Raw genomic sequence first — 21,890 nt, 5'->3', positions numbered from 1 at the left:
CGCGCGTGATGCATGACCATGACGATCACGACCATAAGCATGAGCACGGCCACGACCATGCCGGCCACGATCATGCGGGCCATGGCCATGCCGGGCACAGCCACGCCCCGGCTGATTTCGGCCGCGCCTTCGCCATCGGCCTCGCCCTGAACCTGGCTTATGTGATCGGCGAGGCGGTCTATGGTGTCGCCGGCCATTCGATGGCGCTGCTCGCCGATGCCGGGCATAATCTCTCGGACGTGCTGGGGCTGGCCGGCGCCTGGGCGGCGACCTGGCTGGCGAAGCGCCAGCCCTCGGCGCGCTATACGTACGGGCTGCGCCGCTCTTCCATCCTCACCGCGCTGGGCAATGCCGTGCTGCTGCTCGTGGTCACCGGCGCCATCGCCTGGGAGGCGGTGCTGCGGCTGTTCGCCCCGCAGCAGCCGGCCGGGATGGTGATCATCATCGTCGCGGCGTCGGGGATTCTCATCAATGGCGGCACCGCCTTGCTGTTCATGGCCGGGCGCAAGGGGGATCTCAATGTCCGCGGCGCCTTCCTGCATATGCTGGGCGACGCGCTGGTGGCGGCGGGCACGGTGGCGGCGGGTGTGGTGATTCTGTTCACCGGCTGGGCCTGGGTGGACCCGGTGGTCAGCCTCGCGGTCAGTGCTGTCATCGTCATCGCCACCTGGTCGCTGCTGCGCGATTCGGTGAATCTCTCGCTCGATGCCGTGCCCGCCTCCGTCGATCACCATGCGGTGGAGGCTTATCTGCGCGGCCTACCCGATATCGCGGCGCTGCACGATTTGCATATCTGGGGGCTGAGCACGACGGATGTTGCGCTGACCGCGCATCTGGTCCGCGAGGAGGGTGGCAATGAGGAGGCGCTGCTGGCGCGCATCGCCCAGGAGGCGAAGGCGCGCTTTGGCATCGGCCATGTCACCATCCAGATCGAGAGCCTGGCGGTCGCCGAGGGCTGCGCGCTGCGGCTGGGGGAGAGCGTCTGATCAATCCCCGTGGCGTTTGCGGATGATGTAGGTGGGGCGCTGCTTGGCCTCCATATAGATGCGGCCGATATATTCGCCGAGCAGCCCGATCGAGATCAGCTGCACCGAGCCAAAGAAGGTGATTGCCACGAACAAGGAGGCGTAGCCCGGCACCGGATTGCCCAGCAGCAGGGTGCGCAGCAGGATCAGCACCCCATAGAGCAGCGCCAGCAGCGCCCCGGCGATGCCGAGATAGGTCCAGATTTTCAACGGCGCGGTGGAGAAGCTGGTGAAGCCCTCCAGCGCGAAATTCCATAATTTGAAGCCGGAGAATTTGCTCTGCCCGGCGCTGCGGGGGCGGCGGACATAGTCGATGGTGACGGTGCGAAACCCGACCCAGGCGAACAGCCCTTTCATGAAACGCTGGCGCTCGGGCAGGGTTTTCAGCGCCTCGACGACGACGCGGTCCATCAGCCGGAAATCCCCGACATTCTCGGGGATTTTGGTGTGGGAGAGGGCGTTGTGGAGCTTGTAGAAGGCCAAGGCGGTCTGGCGCTTCATCGCGCTGTCGGTCGAGCGGTCGACGCGCCTGGCCAGCACCACCTCGGCGCCGGCCCGCCAGGCGGCGAGCATTTCGGGGATCAGCTCCGGCGGGTCCTGCATGTCGGCATCGAAGGGGATCACGGCATCGCCGCGTGCCGCATCCAGCCCCGCGGTCATCGCCGCTTCCTTGCCGAAATTGCGGGAGAGTTCGATGACGCGGACGCGAGGGTCGCGCTGGGACAGGGCGATGAGCTGGGCCAGCGTGTCGTCCTTGCTGCCGTCATCGACGCAGATGATCTCCCATTGCGTCTCCGGGATGGCCTCCAGCAAAGGGATGATCGTGGCCGCGAACGGGGCGATGGCCTCGCTTTCGTTGTAGCAGGGTACGACGAGGGAGATGAGGGCGGGCATGTGCTGGAGTTGTGCGCGGTTGGTAAGGGCTTGTCCAGCGATTGGCCTGGCCAGAGCATTCCGCCGCAAAGCGTGGAACCAGGCCGCTATCACGGCGTCGTAATATTTGCTTGGCAACGGTAGATGGACAGTTCTATTTTCGATTTGCCGATATGGAGAAAAAGATGCCGCCACAATACGGGTCGCGCGATTTCATGGCCAATCCATCTCAATTCATGCGCGATAATATCATCGTCCCCCACCATGCAGCGATTGGGACGGATCAGGCATCGGGCCGGATACACCAGATGTGCCTCGTGCTGGGCGGTGCCCAGGGCAAACAGACAGGGCGCGATTTGCCTGTCTATATTCTGACCAAGTTCAGTACCACGCATCCGCAGGATCAAGGCTTTTTTGCCTATTGGTGTCCCTACAACCAGAATGAGACGTTGAGTTGCAACCTCGGCAACGGCGCACGCTATATGTTCACCGCGACCATGGATGGATGCTCCTTTGGAATCGGGACGCAGACAGGGGGCGGTTGCAGGGTCGCGCATGCGAATGAAGGGCGGCACGGCGGGAAGCTGAACGAAGCAGGGTTGAGTCTGGATCAGGCGCGTGAGCAACAGCGCCTGACCCAAAGAAATTCCTTATGGTCGAAATTGGGCAGTTCCCAGATCAACATCATCCAGCCGCGCGATTATATGCTTGATATTGATGGCGAGTTTGCTCTGAAATCGACAACGTTTGGCCTGCACGATCTTGGGCGGCCATGGTCGTTCTATACACAGCGCTATTGGCGCAATGGGAATAAGCTGTTTTTACGGGATGTTACGCAGCAGCTGTGACGTCGTGTCATCGACACTTAAAACTGGCCGGATGCCTTGTTTGAGGCTTGGTATTTTTGGGGAATCGATTGGTGAGTCGCCGCAAGGCGGCTGATTTTTTTTGAGAAAAACAACGCATTACAGGGAGGAGTGGCGGACAGACAGGGATGAATATATCGACTAAATATCTACGAAATTTTGAACAAATTTCAAAAAACCATATAAAAAACCATACGCCGCCAAATCCTATTTGACGGCATGTTGCGTGAACGAGGCGGTGATCGCCATGGCGGCGGTTGCGAAAAAAATACCCGCCAGCACCCAGCGCACCCATTTCCCGCCGGAAGATTTGGGCGCAACCCGGCCGGCATCTTGTTCGGCCACCGCGTGGCTGGTGGTGGAGTATGAAATGCCAGTTCCCGGCAGACCTACGGTAGTGCGCGTTCCATGCTTGCCGAAATTTACCGTCGCGCCGCGCCCTCCAACAGAAAGGCTTGTGCCACTTTTTGAGACGTTCAGGTATAAACCCTTTGCCACGCGAATGCGGCGCCGAAACCGAAACCCCATCATGCCCTCCTGTGGTTGAACAACCGTATCACGAAAAAACGGACGAGTAACAAAAAACGGCCCGAAAGCCGTTCTTTTTACTCTTGCGGCGCGCCGGGCTTGGTTTCAAACCAATCCGACATCTCGGCATAGCGGTATAGCGCCTCGCGCACCAAGGCCAGCACCCGCCGCTGATCCATCCCCCAGGCGCGCGCGGCTTGATGAAGGCCAAGATTTGAAACGACCAGATCAAAGATAAGGTCGGCTACAACGCCGGTCGTCCGGATTTGCCGCGTGGCGGATGCATCGCCACGCCACGCCGAATACCGCCGATACGCTCCGATGACCCTGACCATGGCATCCGTGGAAGTCTCGTTTCCCCTGGCACGCTGTTGCCACGACATAAGCCGCACACCGCTGGCCGAGGTTATCACCTGGAACACGGTGGCGATCTCATGGGCAGCGCGGCGCTGCTCGCCGGTGATCCGTCCGTCGATGAAGAGCGTGTCGACTACATTAGCGCTTTTGTGCCGCAAGGTCTCCGGCGTTGCATTGGCGCGCAGCTCGAGCTGAACCCGATCACGCTCTATCCGTTGCCGTTCCGCCTGGATGCGCTTGGCTTCGTCCAGGTCAGCCAGCGTTGCCATACCAGCTCCTCAATCCCTCCAGGCTGGCAGCCTCAAAATGCTTCACCGCGATTTGCAGCGGCAACATCCGAGCCGCCTTTACCAGTGAAGCGGCCTCGGATTTGTCGATCTCCACGGCCTTGTCCAGAATAAAGCCAGCAATCACGGCGGGCTCGATTCCCAACGCGACGGCCATCATTTCGATGTTCAAGATGGCCAGGTCAACGATTCCAGAATTGAAACCTGACCGACTCGCATGCTCCCCGTTCACCGGCTGCATCATGTGTCGGCATCCGGTACGAGGCGCAGCTTGGGAACAGAGTTTGCCGCCTCGCAGGCGGTCCGGAATTCGGCGAGGTTATGGCCTTTCATCGCGTCGGCGATCGCGTTGAGAATATCCCGTCGGGCAGCAATGAAATGTGGATCAGCCGGGGATTTGTCATAGGCGGCGGCGGAGTTTCTGAGTATTTTTTCCCATTGCGCGAATTCAACGCTTGTCGCGGCCGCAAGACTGGTGATGACCAGCGCGATAGCGTCACAGATCCCCGTGTTTCGGCCAGTTTGAAAATGCTGCGCCGCTCGAATTTGTGCTTCGTCCATCAACCCCTCCTGAAAGCCCGCGCCAGCGCGGGATATTTGCCGCTTGAATGAAGGCCAGACCGCACGCCGGCATTCATGGCCGCGAACACGTCTTCCACGGACACTCCGCCGTTACCCCCGGCTGAATGCACCGTGTTATGAAAGTTGAGCTGGTAGCTATCGCCGCCGCCCTGGTCGTCCATCCCGTTATTCACCATGCCCAGCAAGGGCTGGGCGATATGGGCGGGCAGCACCACTTCCTTTTCGTGCAGCTGCATGAGTGGGTTAACGCCGGCCGGGATAACTGTACCGCCTTCGGCGGACATTACCTCATAGGCCATAACGCCAGTATAGGCGGCAGCGGCGGCCGCTGGCGCCAGGATCGGGCCAATGATCGGCACCCCCGCGACCGCAGAGAACGCGCCGCCAGCGGCAGTTGCGGCATATTTGTTCATTTGCGCGATCGCAGTCGATAGAGAAACAGCGCGCCCCTGGGCATCGCCGGCAACCTTGGCAGAGAGTCGCTCAGCCTCACCGGCCTGGGTCGCCGCCGTCAGCCCCAGCTCTGTCGCCACGCCATGCGCGAGGATCTGCGTGTCAGCCTCGAGAGCGGTTACGACCTTCTTCGCGGCGGCATCAATGAAGGCGAGCGTAATGCTCTGCGCCGCCTTAGCTTCGGCACTTTGAAGCGTCTGCGTACCCTGCAGGATGCCGTTGATCGAGGTATCGAACGCCTGAGTTATGGGCTGAAACGCCAGCTGCCAAGCCTGCTTGGTTTTGTCCGCAGCTTGTTTTTGTGCATCGGCGATCTTCTTTGCATCCTCCTGCTGTTGCTGCACGAGCTCGGCCTCCAAGCGGGCCATTTCAGCAACATGCTCGGCCTCATAGACCTTCACATCATCCAGAGCCTTTTCCTTCTGCGCGGCGGACAGGTGCGCGAGATTCGCTTCCTTTTCCTTCTCCGCCAGATTGGTCTGGTAGATCTGTTGCTGAGCGGCGATCTCGTCCTGGATCTCTTGGGCCTTTGTCATCTTGCCCTGAGATACTTCCGCGTTCCATTCCGAGACCTGCGCGCTATAGAGGCTCTGCTGGATCTGGCGCTGCGCGTTCGCGGCGTCCTGCGCGATCTGAACTTCCTGGTCAGCTACTTTCTTCGCCGTTTTAACCTTGCCGGCGTCGAGCGCCGCTTTATCAATAACGGGAGCTTGTTCCTTTCCTACTCCCTGGTGCGAACCAAGTCCGGCCATAGTGCCACCATCGGAGTCTGGTTTGTTATCACCGCCGTGGTTCCAAAGCGCATTATGAGTATCGTCGAACGTTTTCTCAGCATCACTCATCTTTTTGAATGCCGTCTGCCAGTCTGTAACCATGCTGGTAGACGCAATTTTCATCATCCGTTCGGCCGTGCCGAAATTTCCGGACAAAGCCTCCATTACCGCAACCGAAATAGTGGCAACGTCGCCCAACTCTCTGCCGAGCAGCACTGCCATATCTGTAATTTCACCAATTCCCGTCACAACTGCCGTGAATACCTCTATGCCACCCTTGAACGTATCGGCGAGAGTGACCTCCGCCGCGTTCAGCGTGCTGCTGCCCTGCGACGTCGTCGTGAACGCATGTTCAAGCACGGTCAGGCCCGGAATGACCGCCTGAACCACGGTATCGCGCAGCCCCTCGAGCACCAGGCCGGAGGTTTTGATTGACGAGTTGAACTGCTCATCCGCCGCAGCGCTGGTTTGATCCATTGCTACGCCAAGCTGCTTGGCTTTCTCAGTCGCTCCGTCAAACCCCTGTTCACCGAGCTCATTGAGCATTGGGATTAAAGTGCTGCCGGAGCGGCCAAACACGTCCATCACCAAGGCGGTTTTGGCCGTGCCATCCTGATAATCCGCCAGCTTCTTCGACACCTGCTCCAGCACGTCCTGCATCGGCCGGAGATTGCCCGACGCATCGGTGACGGACACGCCCATTTCGCGGAACGCCGCCGCCGCGACTGAGGTTGGCGTCGAGACCGCCTGCTGCATGCTGCGGGCCAAGCGATCGGTGCCGGCAGTAAAGGTGGTAAGATCGGTTCCCGTCTGGATTGCCACCACGCGCAGGCCGGAAAGCGCCGAAACCGAGATGCCGGTCTTCATCGAGAGCTGATTCAGCTGCTCGCCCAGCTCGGCGACCTCTTTGAACGCATCGGCCACTTTTTCCACCGCTAGGCCAGCCATCACGAATTCGGAGACAGCGGTGGTGAGCTTCGAGAACGTCTGGAATTTTTCGGTCAAGCCTTCGACGCGCTGCGTCGTGCCCTCCATGCCTTCCATAAGGCGCCCAAAAAAGGTAACTTCTCCCTCTGGCGGCTTCCGCATTTCCGCGTTCAGCGCGGCGAGCTCCATTCGGGTGGCAGCCGCCAGCTTCGCCGCCGCGTCCAGCTGCGGCGCCAGGCTTGCCTTCATCTCGTCACTGGCGCCGACGAATTGCCCCGCAAGGCTTTTCACGGCGGCGTTGATTTCCGTCAGCTCGGCCTTGGCGATCGCGGACTTCGCCTGCAGAGATGTGACATCGGCAGTGATTTTTACTTCAAGTGAATTGTCAGCCATGTGCTATCCCTTCAGCGGCCGTGAACTGTTTGCCATATCAAGGCGATGGATGCGCAAAACCCCGAAATCGCCGAAACCGCTATTCCCAGCTTCACAAACACTTTCCAGACTTCGCGACCAGTGCGATAGTTTTCCGCAATTTCGCGAAGGGTGCACAGCTCTTCGTCGGTCAGAGTTTCACGCATGTATGGTTGTATCGTTTGGCCGAATGAATCGCACTACTTTTGGCGTTCATCGTGCCGAGGCCAAAAGTAAATTAGCAGATTATACGCGTTTGATGTCGGTAAGAAGAGATTGAACTGCGTCGAGCAACTCAATCTGGGCTTCGGCTAATGCTTCAACGGCAGGAGGAAATTCCGGCGAGTCTGTGGTGCTAGCTTGCGACATGAACATAAGTGCCTGCGCGAAACTGCCAATTTTGGTCAAAAGCATATCCGCTTCCTCGAATTTATCGTTCGACCCATCAAGCATTTTTGCTCCCCCCAGATGCTGAACCCACCATCGCCGCCGCTCGATCAATGCCGATGAGATCAATATATTTCGAAAAGCTATTGATTGCCTCTGAATTCACATCGGCAAGAACGTCCCCGGCAGGCTTTATATTCGCGAAGCGCCGTAGAATTTCGGCCTTCCTGGTGCATCCGCAAGCCAGGTAATCGATCAACTGTTCATGATTATGGGTTGGCATATTTTTGCCTTTCACTAGGTTGCGTTTTTGGTGTAATCTTGGCTCTCGTACCAAGTTAACACCTTTAATGCAAGGTTGCTTTTTTGACGCTATCTCCCGCCCAGCTCCGAGCTGCCCGCGCCTTGCTGGCAATGAGCCAGGACGAGCTCGCGCAGCTCGCCAAGGTGGCAAAACGGACAATCGCCGCTTTTGAGGCCGGCCAACGCGATCCCTACGACCGAACGCAGCAGGCCCTTCGCTGCTGCCTCGAAAACGCCGGCTGCCTGTTCATTGAGCCTGACAGGCATGGCGAGGGCGTAAGGCTTCGAGACCCTTAGCCGGTGCCGCGAACGCCGTTCGCACCATCGCCATAGCGGGCACGGTAATCCGCCACCCTCGGCGGTTCACCCCGTCCGGTTAACTCGAACAAGCGATAATCCTCGTCGTATTTTTTCTCCCATAGCGGCTTTTGGGGTTTGTTTTTCTCTTTAAGGGCGCGTTTCATGGCGGTATCGAAAAACTTTAGCGAATATACGCTCGATGACGTCTTCTCGCAGATCACCGATTTTATCATCGCCTGGTCGGCACCAGCAACCAACCACTCACGGACAACGGGCGACCCTACTGGACTTGCAAGTCCAGCCCACTTGGCCGCGAGCGGCACAATGTGGCGCCACGCTTTATCTATATCGTCATCGCCTTTCATTTCCGCCTCATCGCACCTACCACCTTCGATCACCTCGAGCTGAGGGCGGACATTCCGGCGCGGCCGGCCGCCCTTGGCCCCATTTTCGCGCGCCGTCCTGGCCCTAGCGGCCTTTTTATCTAGAGCCGGGACGGCCAAACTTTGAGTATCGACCACAATCAGACCCGCCTCGTCCAGCTCTGCAATCGCGGCGTGAAGCTGGCTGAGCCGTAGGCCGCACCTAGCCGCAACGCCTTCGGCATCGTCGAAAAACTTCGCTGCGCCTTCTTTTTCAAGGCGTAAAACGAGGCGGTGAAGAACGCGATAGGCCAAATCCGAGAGCGCGATAACGCGGGAGTCATCAAAACATGTCATGCTCTTGGCCATCAGTCACCACGCCTGAGTTTGGCGCGGGCAGGGGTTAGGCAGCTCCCTGCCCGCGCGAGGGACGGCGATGGCCGGTGGCGCCGCCCCGTCTTCGGGCCGCTGACGGACCAGCCCGAGCTTTGGAGTTACTGGTTTCATGGTTGAACCCAGGCCCCTATGGATTTTTTGCCCGCAATTTCTCAAAAGCGGCCGGACGCGATTCTCGAGAAAGTGTATCAGACGTGCCATTCCCGGCCCGAAGTTCTGCAAATTTTGCCTTGCGGGTTGCGAAGTCGTGACCCCTCAACCTCTCAACCGTAGCCATCCGCTCAGCCTGCGACGACGCGCCAGCTGTTTGCTCGCCACCCGCCAGCAAGCCGTCGATGATCGAAGACCCGGCGGCGTGATGTTCGTTGGCCTGCCGCAGCGCGGCCGCCGTCTCAGCCGAAATCCGTGCCCCCAGCTTCGACACTCCGGCCGCGCGCGCCACGACTGCCGCATCCGTGTTGGCCGGTATCGAAACAACGGAAACCTCCATGAGCGCTGATTGAGTGTAGCGCTGGCCCGCGCTCGGCTTCTTTTTGTCGATTGGCTCTGCGACAAGCGGGGCGAAGCCAATAGAAATTCCCCGCAAGATTCCTGACTTAACGAGGCCGCACACCTCGTCGGCTTTCGCGGACACTCCGGCGTCGGCAAAGTTGATCGTCATAGCCAGGCCGGCGGCGGTAAGCTGAACGTCGCTCGCGCGGCCTACCGGAGTATTGGGATCGTGCTGGTAAAGGATGATCGGGTTTGCGAGGAAGTCGCCCAGATCTATGCCGGCTTGCACCACTATATCTCCGGCACGATCCACACTTTGCGTGCTGGCGATGACGCGCACCTGCCGGGGGCCGAGCTGTTGCGTCTCGGCGTTCGAAAGGAATTTTGTAATCATGCCACCACCCCCGCCGAGCGAAGCGCGCCGGCAATGTAAGACCACAGCGTCAAGACTGCGCCGGCCGGATAAGGACCATTGGGTTGCGGGTGAGGGCCGGTCGACTCCGCGAGGGGCTGCAGCGCGTTGCCGGGCAGGGTGAGATTGATGGACTCCAATAGCGTGACCTGCTCAATTGCGTCGCCAACTGGGAGCAAAAAGCCGAGTTCAATCGTGACAGCCGTACCGTCGGCTTTCCGGGCAATTGTCGTTACCGAAACGACGCCCCCGCGTGTGTCTGACATGCGCTTTTCCCTTCAGAGCGGCGCTGGCAGAGCCGGGAAGCCGGCAAAGAAGCCGACGGCGACGGTTTCGGCCGTATCGGTCGAAGCAGCGCTGAGCGTCGGCGTGTATTTGACCTGCAGATAACGCGCCGAGCCGGTCAGATCGAGCGGCACATTCAACTGCCCGCTCACGGCACCGCCGCCAGTCGGCCCGGTAGCAACCACCGCCGAGTTGGCCGAAGCCAGCGGCGTCCAGGTCGAGCCATCCGGGCTGGTCTGGATCTCGTAGGCGATGCCGAGCGTGTCGCCCGCGGAAAGCGTCGATGCAAATACGATCCCGGTGACCAAACTATCCGGCAGCCCGGAGACGCCGAACACCAGGCGGTCAAAAACGATGCCCGAGACCTCCGCGCCGTTGCCAGCCCCGCCAGCGACGGCGGACGAAATCGCCGAGAGCGTACGCAGGGTGCCGTAGCCCCCGATATCGTGCTGCGTAATGACGTCTGCCATGTCAGATTTCCTTTATCTGCGTTGAAATTTCCTGCGCCGGCTTTTCGGTGCGAAACATTGGCGGCAATTCCCGAAGTGTTTCGGAAGGTGCGAACGTCATTCGCGTCTCAGCATCTACCGCGACCGCCCCACTGGTCAGAACGGCGCGAAAGCCCGCGAGCGTTTTGAAGTAGTTTTCCACGGAACGCGCGATAATGTCTTCCGCCACCACAACAGCGCCGCCGGCGTAAGCCGGGATACGCTGCCACCCGTGAGCCTCGCGGAAACCGGCTGCGATAAGGCGGTCGTGCGCCGCTATGGCGGCGCGCGCATGCGGCAAGAGTTTCAAAGCCTCGGCGTGATATTTCTCCACCGCTCGCTCAAGATCGCGCGCCAGCTCGAGGCCCTGGGCGCGCTTCTCAGCATCGCGTGCCGCCGCCGCCTGGTCGATAAGACGTTGCTCGATGAGGTCGAGTTGCTCAAGCTCGATGGAAATCGCCCGGTCTTCGGCCTCCAACTTAGCGACAGCTGACACTGCGTTGGCAGAGAGCAGTGCCATCTCGCGCCGCTCGGCGGCCGTCGCGGCGCGCGCTTTGACGGCCGCGCGGCGATCAGCCAGATCGCGCAGCGCCGCCTCGATTTCAGCGGCGCGACCCTTCACCGGGCCGCGATCTGGTTTCAGGAATTCGAAAAAATCCACAATCTTCATGTGACCCTCACCAGAAAAATCTAAATCGCCCGGATTGCCAAAACAATGGCCACTTTGAGCAATGGAAATGGCCACTTTGAGCAATGGAGTTGATTGTTCTCATTGTGTTTCTTCCACCGCGCGCCGAATTGTGGCCAAGGAAGGCACGGCCGCGCCGTCGCCGGCTGCGCGGCAAATTCGATGGCAGAGGCGGTCGATCTCTGGGCCTACCACAACCGGCGTGGCGCTGAGTTTTCGCCACCTTGAGCGCTCGAAGCGACGCAACGCCCGCTCGACCTCAACCGCGGCGCGATATGGCGCAGCGCTTGGCGCAATCAGCTTCGCCAGCTTCCGCAAAGCGGCGCGGCGCGTGGCCTGGCGGCCGGCGGATGACATGCACGCGAAGAGAATCTCGAGTTCCACGCGCTGATCTTCCGGTGAAAGCGCGGCCAGAGCGGCAGCAAATTTAGCAGCAGACATAGGGTTGCACCAAAGCGGCAATTTTCTATGAAAAGCCGATCAAAGAGAAAAATGATGCCAAAAAAATGTTTTCAGCAATTTCGCGGCGGTGTGCGTGAGGGGAAAACGTGGTTGGCGGGATGAAATCTGCCGCCCTTTTAAACCCCCACCCCATACCGGAGAAAATCCTTCTTTTTACTTTTTGCGGTTCCACGACTGGTCTCGCGACGTTCTTGCCGAGTGGTGACGGTGGCACATGGGTCTGAGGTTGCTCCGAACCAGCCTCAAATCTGGTCGATCCCGAACGCTCTGGATGTGGTCAACAACCGTCGCAGGCTCGCGACATCCATCAACGCAGCACCTCGGAAAATCCGCCAGGAATTCAGCGCGAAGCTTTCGCCATGCAGAATCATAACCGCGCTCGGTGGATGTTCCGCGTAGCGCATCGTGGTATTTCAGCTGCTGCTCGCGAGAGCGCCAACCGTGCGGCCGGTGCATCGGAGGTTTACTTGGCATGATCCACCCCATGCGCCTGCTTCATGGCCTCATTCCACCACGCCAACCGCTTCACCGGCTTTGCCGGCCTGCGGTCTCGGATGACCTGGAGAATTTTGTCTGGCTGGTATCCAAGGCCCAGCCACCTGCCGATCGTGTTTTCGGCAAATGCTGATGCCCGATCCAGTCCAGTTTCTTTCAAGACTTCGACTGTTAGGTTTTCAACTACGTCAGCTTTAGCTGTAATAATATTTATATTATTACTTAAGCTTAGCTTAGCTATAGAACCGACTTTTGCAGGTTCGCTTGCATTTTGGTTTAATTCCTTTCCAGCCTTCGGCCTACCACCCTTTTTACCATTGATTTTGTTGATTTCAGAGCGTCGAGCGAGCGCGACAAGGCCAGGAAACGAAATAGCGCCGTCGCTTTCCTTCGAAATTAACCCACGTTGCAAAAGCAAAGGTAAATTTGCTTTCAATTCGGTTTCCGTAACCGCTGATAGCTTCGCTATGTCAATTTCGGAAAGCACTTCATTACCTATGCGGAAAACCGAAACGCAATTTTCAGCCGCGCAAATTGCCAGCTTCAGAAGCAAGCCAGCTTCAGGCAATCCGCAAAGCTTCACGGCGGCGATGTTCAAAAAACATTGCGATATATCCAAGGTTTTTTGTGTTTTCATCATTTTGCTATTCACCGATTAGCTTCTTTATGGAAGCCATTTTGATGCGTTTGCAGTTACCGATCTTGATCGCATCGAGACGGCCATCAGCACACCAATTTGAGATGGTTCTCTTTGATACGCGTAGCAGATGCTCTGCCTCGTCCACCGTGACCAGTAGCGCGGTTTTTGGTGATGTTTTCGAAACGTGTCGACTTCCCATGTTCACGTCCTTGCCGTGTTGTTCATGGGCAAATCATTATGGTCAGCCTTTAGCGGTGTCGTGGGATTTTATTCTGATTTATTTATTCAGTTCTACTCGCCAGTAAGTGCCACTAAAAAACCCAGAAAACCCAGCGGCAAAGCTAAATTGGTTTTGGTCTGGTGATCTAGACGAAAATGCTCGCTGAAATCTTTAAATTTTTTGCTTGTTCAAGCGGGTTTGTGCATCTTTGAGCAAATTTCTAGCAGTGCAGTTGCACAACATCCGTTGAAGATATTGAGGCTCAGAGCAACAAGCATGAAGGCGATCAGGTGCTATTTTGATGATCGATTCTGCCCATTTTTGAGCAGGTGAGTTAGTGAAGGCTCCAGTTGCGGCACCGTTGCGCAAGCCCAGCTTGTCAACGCCAAATGCCTGCCGAAACACCTGCACCAACGCGTTGCCGATCATCTCGGCCGGGCTTACCTCCGAAACAGGCGGCTCCTTGGCGCCTGCAGCTCGCTCAGCAGCCTCGGCGAGCGCTCCGGCTATCGCGACAGATCGAGGAAACTCGGCCACTGAGAGCGGCCAAAATGGCGCCATGTGGGCCAGTTCGGAATAGATTGTCTCGCGATCTGCACCGGCATGATATCCAAGCCCTGCCAAGCCTGCCAAAATCTGAGACGAAGCCTTTCTCAACCGCTCGGTGCGCAAGCGATCTGGCCCGCGCGCCGTCCAGCTGACTGCCAATTCGGCGGCCTGGGCGAAATGTTGAGATAGAGCCCATGCGACTGCTTCGTCCGTACAGCCCTCGGCATAAGGCAGCGCCGCAGCATCGCGGGCCAAATTAACCTCGGCTGCCGTGAACAATGGCGCTGACCAGGATAGACCCCATGCGCCGTTTGTTCGCTGAGCCTCCATACAAGCGCGCGCCTCGCGCGCATAATCCTCAGCGGTTTCTAGCGCGGTATCCGCCTTCTGAGCGCCCCTTGGCGGCCGGCCGCGCTTGGGCTTATCCACGCGACGGCGCCACGTAATTGGCCCATGCGGCCATCAGTTCGGCGCGCTTGGCGAAAAGATCGCCGCGTCGGTAGGCGGCCTCGACCTGATTGCCCACGGCATGCGCCAGCGCCATTTCGGCAACCTCGCGCGCGAAATCCGTCTCTTCGGCCGCCCAATCGCGGAAAGCGGACCGGAAGCCATGGGCGGTCACGTCACTGCGGCCCATCCTGGCCAGCAATTTGAGCATGGCCATGTTTGAGAGCGGTCGGCCGGGTTGCTGGCCAGGAAATACCGGAGAATCATCTTCCCGACCCAGCGGCGCCACGGTTTCGAGGATCTGCATCGCCTGGTCTGATAGTGGCACGCGATGCGCGCGGCGCGCTTTCATACGTTCGGCAGGTATCGACCAGACCCGCGCCTCGAGGTCTATTTCGCCCCACCTGGCGCCCAAAATTTCGCTGGTGCGCGCGGCCGTCAGGATCAGGAAGCGAAGCGCGAAGGCGCTGATAGCTTCGATCTCGGCCGCACGCTCCATGAAGGCCATCACCTCCGCGTATGGCAACGCGGCGTGGTGCTCAACCTTGGCGACTTTCGCGCGCGACGGTAGCAGATGGTCGAGATGGCCGCGCCACCGGGCCGGGTTTTCACCGTCGCGCCAGCCACGCGACTTTGCATAGTCAAGGATGGCTTCAACCCGGCCGCGAACACGGCCGGCGGTTTCGGGCTTCGTGGTCCATATGGGCTGCAAAATCTCGAGCACCGCGGCAGTATCGATATCGGCGGCCGGCAGGCGCCCGATGACCGGAAACGCATAAGCCTCGAGCGTGGCGCGCCACTGCGCTGCGTGCTTTGCATTGCTCCATCCCGGCGCATGCGCGTCGATATACAGTTCGGCCGCCTTGTTGAACGTGACGGCGCGCGCCGCTTCCGCTGCCGCCTGGCGGCGCGCGTGTGATTTCCGGGCTATCGGGTCGATCCCGGCAAGGCGCGCTTGGCGCGCTTCCAGCGCCAGGCGCCGGGCAGTTTGAAGCGGGACAGTATGCGTCGGGCCAAGCCCCATGTCGCGCAGCCGGCCATTATCGTGAAAGCGAAAAATCCAGGATCGCGCGCCGGATGGTTTTACCGAAAGGTAAAGCCCTCCGCCATCGGCGTGAAAGCCGGTTGGAAGGCGATCAATTTCGATGGCTTTCAGACGGTTTAAAAGCCGTCCGGCTGGCGCTGGTTTTGCGTCGATGGCGTCGATCTGTACCATATATCAGACCATACGCCAGAGCGTCACGCCCTGGCAAGTATGGTCAATTATGCGCCTGTAGAGATTTTAAAAACCCTTGTTTTCCTTGGTTTTTTTCGTTTATGTGCCGTGGAATTCAAGGGTAGGTGGCGGACAGACAGGGATTCGAACCCTGGGTACGCTATTAACGTACACACGCTTTCCAAGCGTGCGCCTTAAGCCGCTCGGCCATCTGTCCAGCGCGCGGTGGGGCACTCTCTACCCAAACTCACCCCGCCTGCCAAGGGGGGCGGGGGGGATGGGCGAAAAAAACGCCACCCCGCCGGAGCCGGGTGGCGTTTTTTAGCAAAAACATTTTGAAAACAGTGGTTTAGGCGTCCATCTTGAGGGCCGCCAGGAAGGCGCTCTGCGGGATTTCCACCTTGCCGAACTGGCGCATGCGCTTCTTGCCCTCTTTCTGCTTCTCCAACAGCTTGCGCTTGCGGCTGATATCGCCGCCATAGCATTTCGCCGTCACGTCCTTGGAGAGGGCGGAGATGGTCTCGCGCGCGATCACCCGCCCGCCAATCGCGGCCTGGATGGCGATCTTGAACAGCTGCTTGGGGATCAGCTCCTTCAGCTTGCCGCAGATGGAGCGGCCCCGGCTTTCCGCCTGGGAGCGATGGGCGATGAAGGAGAGCGCGTCCACCGGCTCGGCATTCACCAGGATGGAGATCTTCACCAGATCCGATTCGGCGTAATCCTCCAGCGAATAATCGAAGCTGGCATAGCCGCGGCTGACCGATTTCAGCCGGTCATAGAAATCGAACACCACCTCGTTCAGCGGCAGTTTATAGACCGCCATGGCGCGGTTGCCGACATAGGTGAGGTCGAGCTGCTGGCCGCGCCGCTCCGAGCAGAGGGTGAGGATGGAGCCGAGATAATCATCCGGCACCATGATCGTCGCCTTGATCCAGGGCTCTTCGATATGGTCGATGATCGAGCCATCCGGCATGTCGGCCGGGTTGTGCAGCGGCTCCATCTCACCGTTGGTCTTGAACACGTGATAGACCACCGACGGGGCGGTGGCGATCAGATTGAGGTCGAACTCGCGGGAGAGGCGCTCCTGGATGATTTCCAGATGCAGCAGGCCGAGGAAGCCGCAGCGAAAGCCAAAGCCCAGCGCCGCGCTGGTCTCGGCCTCGTAATGGAAGCTGGCATCGTTGAGGCGCAGCTTCGCCAGGCTCTCGCGCAATTTCTCGAAATCATCGGCATCGACCGGGAACAGCCCGCACCACACCACCGGGATGGAGGGTTTGAAGCCGGGCAGGGCCTCGCTGGCCGGGCGGCGATCATCGGTGATGGTGTCGCCGACATTGCAATCCGCGACGGTCTTGATGGCGGCGGTGATGTAGCCCATCTCGCCCGGCCCGAGCGCCTCGACCGCGCGCATCTTCGGCGTGAACACGCCGAGCTGCTCGACCGGATGCACGGCGCCGGTGGACATCATGCGGATCTTCTGGCCCCGGCGCAGCACGCCGTTCTTGATGCGCACCAGGATGACGACGCCGAGATATTGGTCGTACCATGAATCGACCAGCAGCGCCTGCAGCGGCGCATCTTCCTGGCCCTGCGGCGGCGGCAGCTTGGCGACCAGTGCCTCCAGCACGCCTTCGATATTGAGGCCGGTCTTGGCGGAGATTTCCACCGCCTCGGAGGCGTCGATGCCGATCACATCCTCGATCTGCTGCTTCACCTTCGGCACGTCGGCGGCCGGCAGATCGACCTTGTTGAGCACCGGGACGATCTCGTGATTGGCATCCAGCGCCTGGTAGACATTGGCGAGCGTCTGCGCCTCCACGCCCTGGGAGGCATCGACCACCAGCAGCGAGCCCTCGCAGGCGGCCAGCGAGCGGCTGACCTCATAGGCGAAATCGACATGGCCGGGCGTGTCCATCAGGTTGAGCACATAGGTCTTGCCGTCCGAGGCCGGGTATTCGAGGCGCACGGTCTGCGCCTTGATGGTGATGCCGCGCTCTTTCTCGATCTCCATATTATCGAGCACCTGCTCGGTCATCTCGCGCGCGGTGAGGCCGCCGCAATGCTGGATCAGCCGGTCGGCCAGGGTGGATTTGCCATGGTCGATATGGGCGATGATGGAGAAATTACGGATCAGGTCGAGAGGTGTGCCGGTCATGGCGGGTCTTTAGGGCATTTTGGGGGGGCGCGTCGATAAGGGCTTTGGAAAAGCCGCCGCCCCTTGCGCGAATAGCGGGTTTCGGTGAAGCATTGCCAAACCGTTAATAATTCGAGGTTGTTATGGGGTTTGTTGGCGCCATCAAGGCCGGTTACGCGAATTATTTCAATTTTTCCGGCAGGGCGACGCGCCCGGCCTATTGGTGGTTTCAGCTCTGGATCCTTCTGTTGCTGATGGGGCTGGGTATTTTCGGCGTCATGGCGATTGGAGTGCATGACGGCTCGGGCTTGAAGCTGGTGGCGGAGCTGTTCGCGGCGCTTTTTGGGCTGATGTTTCTGGGCACGATCCTTCCCGCCATCAGCCTGCAGGTACGCCGGCTGCACGATGCCGGCCATTCGGGCTGGTGGGTGTTGATTTCCTTCCTGGCCCATGTCGCGCGCTCGATCTGGATGGTCGCCATGCGGCATGATCCCGGCATCGCGGCAGATCTGGTGGCGCTGCTGCTGGATCTGGTGTCGTTGGGGCTGAGCCTCACCATTCTGATTTTCTCGTTTCAGCGCTCCAAGCAGGGCTGAAGCTTCAACCGGGCACGCGGATCGCGCTCAACCCCGCCGCCAGGGCGGTCTGCATGTCGCGCCGGTTCAGCGCCACGCAGCCCGCCGTCGGGGCGTAGTCCGGGGTGGCGATGTGGAAGAAGATGGCGGAGCCGCGGCCCGGCACGATGGGGGCGAGGTTCCAGTCCAGCACGCCGATGATGTCGTAGACCCCATCCTCGCGCCACAGCGCCTCATGGCTGGGGCCGAAGGGCAGGCGGACGGGCTGGTTATAGGCTTTGTCCGCCGGGTCGTCGCACCAGCCATCGGACGGGGAGAGCGGCTCCAGCGGCACCGCGCAGCGCGGCGGGGGCAGGCGGTCGGCGCGGTAGAGCACGCGCACCAGTTTCAGCAGCCCGGCGGGGGTGGCGCCATCGCCTTCGCGTTTCTGGGCGGTGATGCCGCCGCGCCCATGGGCGGCGCGCAAGGTCAGCCCGGCGCCGCGCAGCGTCTCGCCTTGCAGGATGAACTCAACCAAGCAGATGGCCGAAGCGTTTGGCTTTCGTCTCCAGATAGGAATCATTGACGCCATTGGCCTCGAACTGGTGCGGCACACGCTCGACGATATTGATGCCGCAGGCGGCGAGGCTTTCGACCTTTTCCGGGTTGTTGGTCAGCAGGCGGATCTTCTCGATCCCCAGCGCCTCCAGCATGGCGGCGGCGATGTGGAAATTGCGCTCATCCGCCTGCCAGCCCAGGGCCCGGTTGGCATCCAGCGTGTCCAGCCCCTGATCCTGCAGCGTGTAGGCGCGCAGCTTGTTGATCAGCCCGATGCCGCGCCCCTCCTGGGCCAGATACAGCACCGCGCCGTTGCCCTCCTGGCCCATGCGGGCAATCGCCCCTTGCAGCTGCGGGCCGCAATCGCAGCGCAATGATCCCAAGAGATCGCCGGTGAAACATTCCGAATGCAGCCGCACCAGCGGGGCGTCCTGCGTCTCCGGCGTGCCGACCAGGATGGCCATGTGCTCGATGCCCTGGTCCAGCGCCCGGAAGGCGACCAGCCTGGCGTCGCGCGCCGCGTCCAGCGGCACCGAGACCTCGGCCACCTTCATCAAGGTGGAGGCCAGCTCCAGCGGATAGGCCAGCAGATCGGCGGCGGGGACGGTGAGCAAATCCGCGCCTTCGCGGCGTGTGGCCCAGCCGGGGCGCACCGGGGCCACCACCATCGCCGGCAGCAGGCGGGCGAGCTTGCCCAGCGCCAGGGCGGCGGTGGCTTCGTCCGGGGCTTCGATGGTGGAGAAGCGGGGCAGGATCTGTTCCATCGTCGGGTCGGCGGCGCGTTTCAGGGTCTGCGCGTCGATCAGCGGCCGGGCCAGCTCCAGCGCGATGGCGGGAGCGGTTTCCGGCACATCATGTTGCAGCACCGCGGCGGCGCGGGAGGGGGCGAGCAGCAGGGAAGCCGGGCCGGTGGAGAGAAGATCGATCAGCCGCAGCCCTTCCGCGCCCACCGTCTCCGCCGGGGCGATGATCAGCGGCTTGCGCGCGGCCAGCACCACCGGCACGCCGCGCCTGGCATCGGCGATGGCGCGGTGCACCGCCCGGGTGCGGGGGGTGCCGAGAGGGGCTTGAACGGAACGCAACGGCGAATTCATTTGTTTAAAATAGTGAGCCGCCGCGGATCTGGCCAGAGAGGCTGACAGGTAGGCGAAAACGGGCTAGAATTTGTTCAGATATCAAGGGAGTCGAACATGGCGGACCCGCGACCGATCCTGCTGGTTGACGACGACGTGGCGCTGCGCACGGCGCTCGCCGAGCAATTGCAGGTCAACGGCGAATTCGCGCCCGAAGAGGCGGGAAGCCTCGCCGAAGCGGAGACCCGGCTCGCCAATGGCAAACGCTATGATGCGCTGCTGCTCGATGTCGGGCTGCCGGACGGGGACGGGCGGGAATTCTGCAAGCGCCTGCGCGCCCGTGGCCTCAAGGCGCCGATTCTCATGCTCACCGCCTCGGTCGAGGAAGAGGATGTGGTGCAGGGGATGGAGTCCGGCGCCAATGATTATCTCGCCAAGCCCTTCCGACTGAATGAGCTGCTGGCGCGGCTGCGCGCGCATATGCGCAGTTTCGAGAATTCCGAGGATGCCGAGATCAAGCTTGGCCCCTACAGCTTCCGCCCCGCCGCGCGCCAGCTGCTGGATGCCAAGGGGGGCAAAATCCGCCTCACCGACAAGGAGGCGGCGATTCTCAAGCATCTCTACCGCGCCGGCAAGCCGGTGCCGCGGCAGACGCTGCTGGAAGTGGTCTGGGGCTATAATGAGGGCGTCTCGACCCATACGCTGGAGACGCATGTCTACCGGCTGCGTCAGAAGATCGAGGCGGACCCGCAGAATGCCAAGCTGCTGGTCACCGATGGCGGCGGGTATAGTTTGAACGCTTAGCGCAATGGGGGCGCTAATTTTTATTTAGACGCGCCGGAACCAGTCCGCGACGCGGGCCAGGCAGATTTCGAAAATTTCCAGCGAATCGAAGGGGCGGCCGAGCCCGTCCGCGGGCAAAGTGAGCGGCAGGCTCAGGCTGCCCTCGATCATCAGATTATCGGCGCAGCCGAAATCCTCGATGATCAGCCCGGGCAGGGCGTCGCCCACCGCCTCGATCTGCGCCCCGGCGCGGGTGGCGAAGTTTTGCGCCGAGTTGGAATAGCCGAAGACCGGCTTGCCCTGGCCGAGAAACCAGCCCAGCTCGACCAGCGTGCCGGCGTCCGCCGAGGCGCCGCGAAACGGGGTGAGGTTGGCGAGGATCGCATCGCTTTCGCGCATCATCCGCAGATCATCAGCGTAGATCGCCCGCCAGAGCTCGGCGGCGGGGCGGTTGAGGTCGAGATTTGGGTTGAAGGGGGCGATGCCCTCCAGCCCATGGGCGGCGCAGAGATCGCGCTTGGCCTGCGCCATCGCGGCGGCATGGGGCAGGAACACGTCCGGCCCGGCGAGATAGAGTTTCGGAACAGCCATGACGCAGGATTTGCGGGGCGGGCGGTGCCGGTCAAGGGGAGACGCCGGTTGGCCAGCATCACAGGGCCGCTCCGCGCCGATTCTCTCGCTCAGCCGCCGGGCAGGCGCGGCGCCGGGGCGGGGGCGGCGAACAGGGTGGCGCGCAACGGCAGCGGCAGGCTGCCATAGATCTCCGCCTCCCAATCCGGCTCGATGCAGCGCGCCCCGTTCCAGACCAGAGTCACCCGGGCGAATTCCTCGCGCTGCCCGGCGCCGGGCAGCAGATGGCGGTAGAACACCAGCCGCGCCGCGATGCGGTTGGCGGCGCGCAGCGTCTCGCGGTTGGCGGCGAGGCGGTAGCCCTCATCCCGGAACAGGATCGCCGCCGCCGGCAGGCGCAGCAGGATCGTCTCCTGCGCCAGCTGGCTGGCGGCGTGCAGATAGCGGGCATTGGAGTTGGGGCCGATGCCGCCCCAACGATGCGCGATGCAGAGATGGATGGCCTCGCCCAGCTCGCAGGCGCTGACCAGGGCCTCCGGCCCGTTGCTGCCGAATTGCCGCCAGCTGGAGAGCAACCCGGCCGGGTCGGCGAAGGCCGTGAGGCTGGCGGGCTGGCCGTCGCGCAGCAGAATGGCGCTGACATCCGCCCCCTCCTGGCGCTGGCGCAGCAGCCTGATGCAGGCCTGATCCACCGCCGCCAGGCTCTCGAAACTGGCCGGGTCCGGCAGCACGGAAAACCCGTCCTTGGCGTCGGGCAGGTTCGAGAAGCGCCAGGCGGCATAGTCGGCGATGAGGGGGAAGGCGGCGCGCTGGGCGCGCTGGGCGTCCTGGCGGGCCGCGTCCAGCGCGGCGAGGGCGAGATGATGGGCGGGGCTGCCCAGCGGCGCCTGCGCCTCGGCGGCGCGTGCCGTGGCCAGCGCCTGTTGCGCGGCCCGCGCCAGTGCCGGCCAGTCTGGATCGTAAAACGGGTTGGGCGGGCTCTGCATGGTCAAAG

Annotated in this window: 28 protein-coding genes and 1 tRNA gene; 5 read left to right on the top strand and 24 right to left on the bottom strand. The window is 61.1% G+C overall.

The window, feature by feature from the left end:
- The first annotated feature begins 8 nt into the window (after window positions 1-8).
- Window positions 9-986, top strand: a complete 978-nt coding sequence (locus T331_RS0111980) for a cation diffusion facilitator family transporter (RefSeq protein WP_026440180.1) — start codon at window positions 9-11, stop codon at window positions 984-986.
- Here T331_RS0111980 and T331_RS0111975 read toward each other — a convergent pair whose 3' ends face one another.
- Entirely contained in the window at window positions 987-1,919 is a 933-nt protein-coding gene (locus T331_RS0111975; protein ID WP_026440179.1) for a glycosyltransferase family 2 protein, read from the bottom strand. It abuts the gene before it with no gap.
- Window positions 1,920-2,029: 110 nt separating this feature from the next.
- Between T331_RS0111975 and T331_RS0111970 the strand changes: the two genes are divergently transcribed.
- Complete coding sequence (locus tag T331_RS0111970; protein WP_155992708.1) at window positions 2,030-2,746, top strand: hypothetical protein; 717 nt, start codon at window positions 2,030-2,032, stop codon at window positions 2,744-2,746.
- Between the two features lie 225 nt (window positions 2,747-2,971).
- On the opposite strand, the gene T331_RS19515 is transcribed toward T331_RS0111970, so the two are convergent.
- The 7 genes from T331_RS19515 to T331_RS0111940 all read right to left on the bottom strand — a co-directional run bounded on the left by T331_RS19515 (window position 2,972) and on the right by T331_RS0111940 (window position 7,583).
- Window positions 2,972-3,292, bottom strand: a complete 321-nt coding sequence (locus T331_RS19515) for a DUF4236 domain-containing protein (RefSeq protein ID WP_081822242.1) — start codon at window positions 3,290-3,292, stop codon at window positions 2,972-2,974.
- A 77-nt stretch (window positions 3,293-3,369) separates the two neighbouring features.
- The gene (locus tag T331_RS0111960; RefSeq protein WP_026440177.1) at window positions 3,370-3,918 is read right to left on the bottom strand and encodes a hypothetical protein; all 549 of its coding nucleotides are present in this window, start codon (window positions 3,916-3,918) and stop codon (window positions 3,370-3,372) included.
- Window positions 3,902-4,180 carry a hypothetical protein gene (locus T331_RS0111955; protein ID WP_026440176.1) on the bottom strand — a complete coding sequence of 93 codons (279 nt, stop codon included), beginning with the start codon at window positions 4,178-4,180 and terminating at the stop codon, window positions 3,902-3,904. The genes T331_RS0111960 and T331_RS0111955 overlap by 17 nt, the downstream gene beginning before the upstream one ends.
- The gene (locus T331_RS0111950; RefSeq protein ID WP_026440175.1) at window positions 4,177-4,497 is read right to left on the bottom strand and encodes a hypothetical protein; all 321 of its coding nucleotides are present in this window, start codon (window positions 4,495-4,497) and stop codon (window positions 4,177-4,179) included. Before T331_RS0111950 ends, T331_RS0111955 begins: the two co-directional genes overlap by 4 nt.
- A complete protein-coding gene (locus T331_RS0111945) occupies window positions 4,497-7,064 on the bottom strand; it encodes a phage tail tape measure protein (protein WP_026440174.1) in 2,568 nt (855 codons plus the stop codon). Before T331_RS0111945 ends, T331_RS0111950 begins: the two co-directional genes overlap by 1 nt.
- A gap of 11 nt (window positions 7,065-7,075) precedes the next feature.
- On the bottom strand, window positions 7,076-7,249 hold the full coding sequence (locus tag T331_RS19985) for a hypothetical protein (protein ID WP_155992707.1): 174 nt from the start codon (window positions 7,247-7,249) through the stop codon (window positions 7,076-7,078).
- A gap of 79 nt (window positions 7,250-7,328) precedes the next feature.
- Complete coding sequence (locus T331_RS0111940; RefSeq protein WP_026440173.1) at window positions 7,329-7,583, bottom strand: hypothetical protein; 255 nt, start codon at window positions 7,581-7,583, stop codon at window positions 7,329-7,331.
- A gap of 252 nt (window positions 7,584-7,835) precedes the next feature.
- Here T331_RS0111940 and T331_RS0111935 point away from each other — a divergent pair, with 252 nt between their 5' ends.
- Window positions 7,836-8,069 carry a helix-turn-helix transcriptional regulator gene (locus tag T331_RS0111935; RefSeq protein WP_026440172.1) on the top strand — a complete coding sequence of 78 codons (234 nt, stop codon included), beginning with the start codon at window positions 7,836-7,838 and terminating at the stop codon, window positions 8,067-8,069.
- Here the strand turns inward: T331_RS0111935 and T331_RS0111930 are convergent.
- The 12 genes from T331_RS0111930 to lepA form a co-directional block, all read right to left on the bottom strand.
- Window positions 8,066-8,803: a hypothetical protein gene (locus T331_RS0111930; RefSeq protein ID WP_026440171.1), complete on the bottom strand. Its 738-nt coding sequence runs from the start codon at window positions 8,801-8,803 to the stop codon at window positions 8,066-8,068. The two genes, T331_RS0111935 and T331_RS0111930, sit on opposite strands and share 4 nt — an antisense overlap.
- Before the next feature lie 154 nt (window positions 8,804-8,957).
- Complete coding sequence (locus T331_RS0111925; RefSeq protein ID WP_026440170.1) at window positions 8,958-9,716, bottom strand: HK97 family phage prohead protease; 759 nt, start codon at window positions 9,714-9,716, stop codon at window positions 8,958-8,960.
- A complete protein-coding gene (locus tag T331_RS0111920) occupies window positions 9,713-10,000 on the bottom strand; it encodes a hypothetical protein (protein ID WP_026440169.1) in 288 nt (95 codons plus the stop codon). Before T331_RS0111920 ends, T331_RS0111925 begins: the two co-directional genes overlap by 4 nt.
- Window positions 10,001-10,012: 12 nt before the next feature.
- Entirely contained in the window at window positions 10,013-10,489 is a 477-nt protein-coding gene (locus T331_RS0111915) for a discoidin/SUN/FTP domain-containing protein (RefSeq protein ID WP_026440168.1), read from the bottom strand.
- A gap of 1 nt (window position 10,490) precedes the next feature.
- Window positions 10,491-11,261, bottom strand: a complete 771-nt coding sequence (locus T331_RS0111910) for a hypothetical protein (protein WP_155992704.1) — start codon at window positions 11,259-11,261, stop codon at window positions 10,491-10,493.
- 15 nt (window positions 11,262-11,276) lie between these two features.
- Window positions 11,277-11,636, bottom strand: coding sequence for a hypothetical protein (locus T331_RS0111905; protein ID WP_026440166.1), 360 nt, complete (start codon window positions 11,634-11,636; stop codon window positions 11,277-11,279).
- Between the two features lie 484 nt (window positions 11,637-12,120).
- Entirely contained in the window at window positions 12,121-12,789 is a 669-nt protein-coding gene (locus T331_RS19970; RefSeq protein WP_211248724.1) for a hypothetical protein, read from the bottom strand.
- Window positions 12,790-12,796: 7 nt separating this feature from the next.
- Entirely contained in the window at window positions 12,797-12,991 is a 195-nt protein-coding gene (locus T331_RS20620; protein ID WP_081822234.1) for a helix-turn-helix domain-containing protein, read from the bottom strand.
- A 192-nt stretch (window positions 12,992-13,183) separates the two neighbouring features.
- Window positions 13,184-13,990 carry a hypothetical protein gene (locus T331_RS19965; protein ID WP_162173901.1) on the bottom strand — a complete coding sequence of 269 codons (807 nt, stop codon included), beginning with the start codon at window positions 13,988-13,990 and terminating at the stop codon, window positions 13,184-13,186.
- Window positions 13,983-15,224: a tyrosine-type recombinase/integrase gene (locus T331_RS0111890; protein ID WP_081822233.1), complete on the bottom strand. Its 1,242-nt coding sequence runs from the start codon at window positions 15,222-15,224 to the stop codon at window positions 13,983-13,985. Before T331_RS0111890 ends, T331_RS19965 begins: the two co-directional genes overlap by 8 nt.
- Window positions 15,225-15,350: 126 nt before the next feature.
- A tRNA-Ser gene (locus tag T331_RS0111885) sits at window positions 15,351-15,441 on the bottom strand.
- Window positions 15,442-15,573: 132 nt separating this feature from the next.
- The gene (gene lepA, locus T331_RS0111880) at window positions 15,574-17,379 is read right to left on the bottom strand and encodes a translation elongation factor 4 (protein ID WP_008493679.1); all 1,806 of its coding nucleotides are present in this window, start codon (window positions 17,377-17,379) and stop codon (window positions 15,574-15,576) included.
- A gap of 122 nt (window positions 17,380-17,501) precedes the next feature.
- Between lepA and T331_RS18225 the strand changes: the two genes are divergently transcribed.
- The gene (locus T331_RS18225) at window positions 17,502-17,954 is read left to right on the top strand and encodes a DUF805 domain-containing protein (RefSeq protein WP_051622345.1); all 453 of its coding nucleotides are present in this window, start codon (window positions 17,502-17,504) and stop codon (window positions 17,952-17,954) included.
- Window positions 17,955-17,958: 4 nt separating this feature from the next.
- Here the strand turns inward: T331_RS18225 and T331_RS0111870 are convergent, their stop codons facing one another.
- Window positions 17,959-18,450 (bottom strand): L,D-transpeptidase family protein, encoded by a 492-nt coding sequence (locus T331_RS0111870; protein ID WP_026440164.1) that lies wholly within the window; start codon window positions 18,448-18,450, stop codon window positions 17,959-17,961.
- Window positions 18,443-19,564 (bottom strand): GTP cyclohydrolase II, encoded by a 1,122-nt coding sequence (ribA, locus tag T331_RS0111865; protein WP_035180040.1) that lies wholly within the window; start codon window positions 19,562-19,564, stop codon window positions 18,443-18,445. Before ribA ends, T331_RS0111870 begins: the two co-directional genes overlap by 8 nt.
- A 96-nt stretch (window positions 19,565-19,660) precedes the next feature.
- Between ribA and T331_RS0111860 the strand changes: the two genes are divergently transcribed.
- Window positions 19,661-20,347, top strand: coding sequence for a response regulator transcription factor (locus T331_RS0111860; RefSeq protein WP_008493675.1), 687 nt, complete (start codon window positions 19,661-19,663; stop codon window positions 20,345-20,347).
- A gap of 24 nt (window positions 20,348-20,371) precedes the next feature.
- Here T331_RS0111860 and T331_RS0111855 read toward each other — a convergent pair whose 3' ends face one another.
- Both T331_RS0111855 and T331_RS0111850 read right to left on the bottom strand, forming a co-directional pair.
- The gene (locus T331_RS0111855) at window positions 20,372-20,917 is read right to left on the bottom strand and encodes a nucleoside 2-deoxyribosyltransferase (protein WP_026440162.1); all 546 of its coding nucleotides are present in this window, start codon (window positions 20,915-20,917) and stop codon (window positions 20,372-20,374) included.
- Between the two features lie 89 nt (window positions 20,918-21,006).
- Window positions 21,007-21,882, bottom strand: coding sequence for a hypothetical protein (locus T331_RS0111850; protein WP_026440161.1), 876 nt, complete (start codon window positions 21,880-21,882; stop codon window positions 21,007-21,009).
- Window positions 21,883-21,890 lie beyond the last annotated feature (8 nt).

Origin of the sequence: Acidocella facilis ATCC 35904 (assembly GCF_000687875.1) — a bacterium.
GTDB classification, from domain to species: Bacteria; Pseudomonadota; Alphaproteobacteria; order Acetobacterales; family Acetobacteraceae; genus Acidocella; species Acidocella facilis.
The sequence above is the reverse complement of the archived record's forward strand: the minus strand, read 5'-3'. Positions and strand labels throughout refer to the sequence as shown.

Excerpts from the sequence above, each read along its gene's own strand:
- T331_RS19970 (WP_211248724.1), bottom strand. The coding sequence starts at position 12,789 with ATGAAAACACAAAAAACCTTGGATATATCGCAATGTTTTTTGAACATC.
- T331_RS20620 (WP_081822234.1), bottom strand. The coding sequence starts at position 12,991 with ATGGGAAGTCGACACGTTTCGAAAACATCACCAAAAACCGCGCTACTG.
- T331_RS0111890 (WP_081822233.1), bottom strand. The coding sequence starts at position 15,224 with ATGGTACAGATCGACGCCATCGACGCAAAACCAGCGCCAGCCGGACGG.
- T331_RS0111850 (WP_026440161.1), bottom strand. The coding sequence starts at position 21,882 with ATGCAGAGCCCGCCCAACCCGTTTTACGATCCAGACTGGCCGGCACTG.
- T331_RS18225 (WP_051622345.1), top strand. The coding sequence starts at position 17,502 with ATGGGGTTTGTTGGCGCCATCAAGGCCGGTTACGCGAATTATTTCAAT.
- T331_RS0111930 (WP_026440171.1), bottom strand. The coding sequence starts at position 8,803 with ATGGCCAAGAGCATGACATGTTTTGATGACTCCCGCGTTATCGCGCTC.
- T331_RS0111905 (WP_026440166.1), bottom strand. The coding sequence starts at position 11,636 with ATGTCTGCTGCTAAATTTGCTGCCGCTCTGGCCGCGCTTTCACCGGAA.
- T331_RS0111925 (WP_026440170.1), bottom strand. The coding sequence starts at position 9,716 with ATGATTACAAAATTCCTTTCGAACGCCGAGACGCAACAGCTCGGCCCC.
- ribA (WP_035180040.1), bottom strand. The coding sequence starts at position 19,564 with ATGAATTCGCCGTTGCGTTCCGTTCAAGCCCCTCTCGGCACCCCCCGC.
- T331_RS19515 (WP_081822242.1), bottom strand. The coding sequence starts at position 3,292 with ATGGGGTTTCGGTTTCGGCGCCGCATTCGCGTGGCAAAGGGTTTATAC.
- T331_RS0111950 (WP_026440175.1), bottom strand. The coding sequence starts at position 4,497 with ATGGACGAAGCACAAATTCGAGCGGCGCAGCATTTTCAAACTGGCCGA.
- T331_RS0111915 (WP_026440168.1), bottom strand. The coding sequence starts at position 10,489 with ATGGCAGACGTCATTACGCAGCACGATATCGGGGGCTACGGCACCCTG.
- T331_RS0111945 (WP_026440174.1), bottom strand. The coding sequence starts at position 7,064 with ATGGCTGACAATTCACTTGAAGTAAAAATCACTGCCGATGTCACATCT.
- T331_RS0111855 (WP_026440162.1), bottom strand. The coding sequence starts at position 20,917 with ATGGCTGTTCCGAAACTCTATCTCGCCGGGCCGGACGTGTTCCTGCCC.
- T331_RS0111980 (WP_026440180.1), top strand. The coding sequence starts at position 9 with ATGCATGACCATGACGATCACGACCATAAGCATGAGCACGGCCACGAC.
- T331_RS0111860 (WP_008493675.1), top strand. The coding sequence starts at position 19,661 with ATGGCGGACCCGCGACCGATCCTGCTGGTTGACGACGACGTGGCGCTG.
- T331_RS19985 (WP_155992707.1), bottom strand. The coding sequence starts at position 7,249 with ATGCGTGAAACTCTGACCGACGAAGAGCTGTGCACCCTTCGCGAAATT.
- T331_RS0111955 (WP_026440176.1), bottom strand. The coding sequence starts at position 4,180 with ATGATGCAGCCGGTGAACGGGGAGCATGCGAGTCGGTCAGGTTTCAAT.
- T331_RS0111960 (WP_026440177.1), bottom strand. The coding sequence starts at position 3,918 with ATGGCAACGCTGGCTGACCTGGACGAAGCCAAGCGCATCCAGGCGGAA.
- T331_RS0111920 (WP_026440169.1), bottom strand. The coding sequence starts at position 10,000 with ATGTCAGACACACGCGGGGGCGTCGTTTCGGTAACGACAATTGCCCGG.
- T331_RS0111975 (WP_026440179.1), bottom strand. The coding sequence starts at position 1,919 with ATGCCCGCCCTCATCTCCCTCGTCGTACCCTGCTACAACGAAAGCGAG.
- lepA (WP_008493679.1), bottom strand. The coding sequence starts at position 17,379 with ATGACCGGCACACCTCTCGACCTGATCCGTAATTTCTCCATCATCGCC.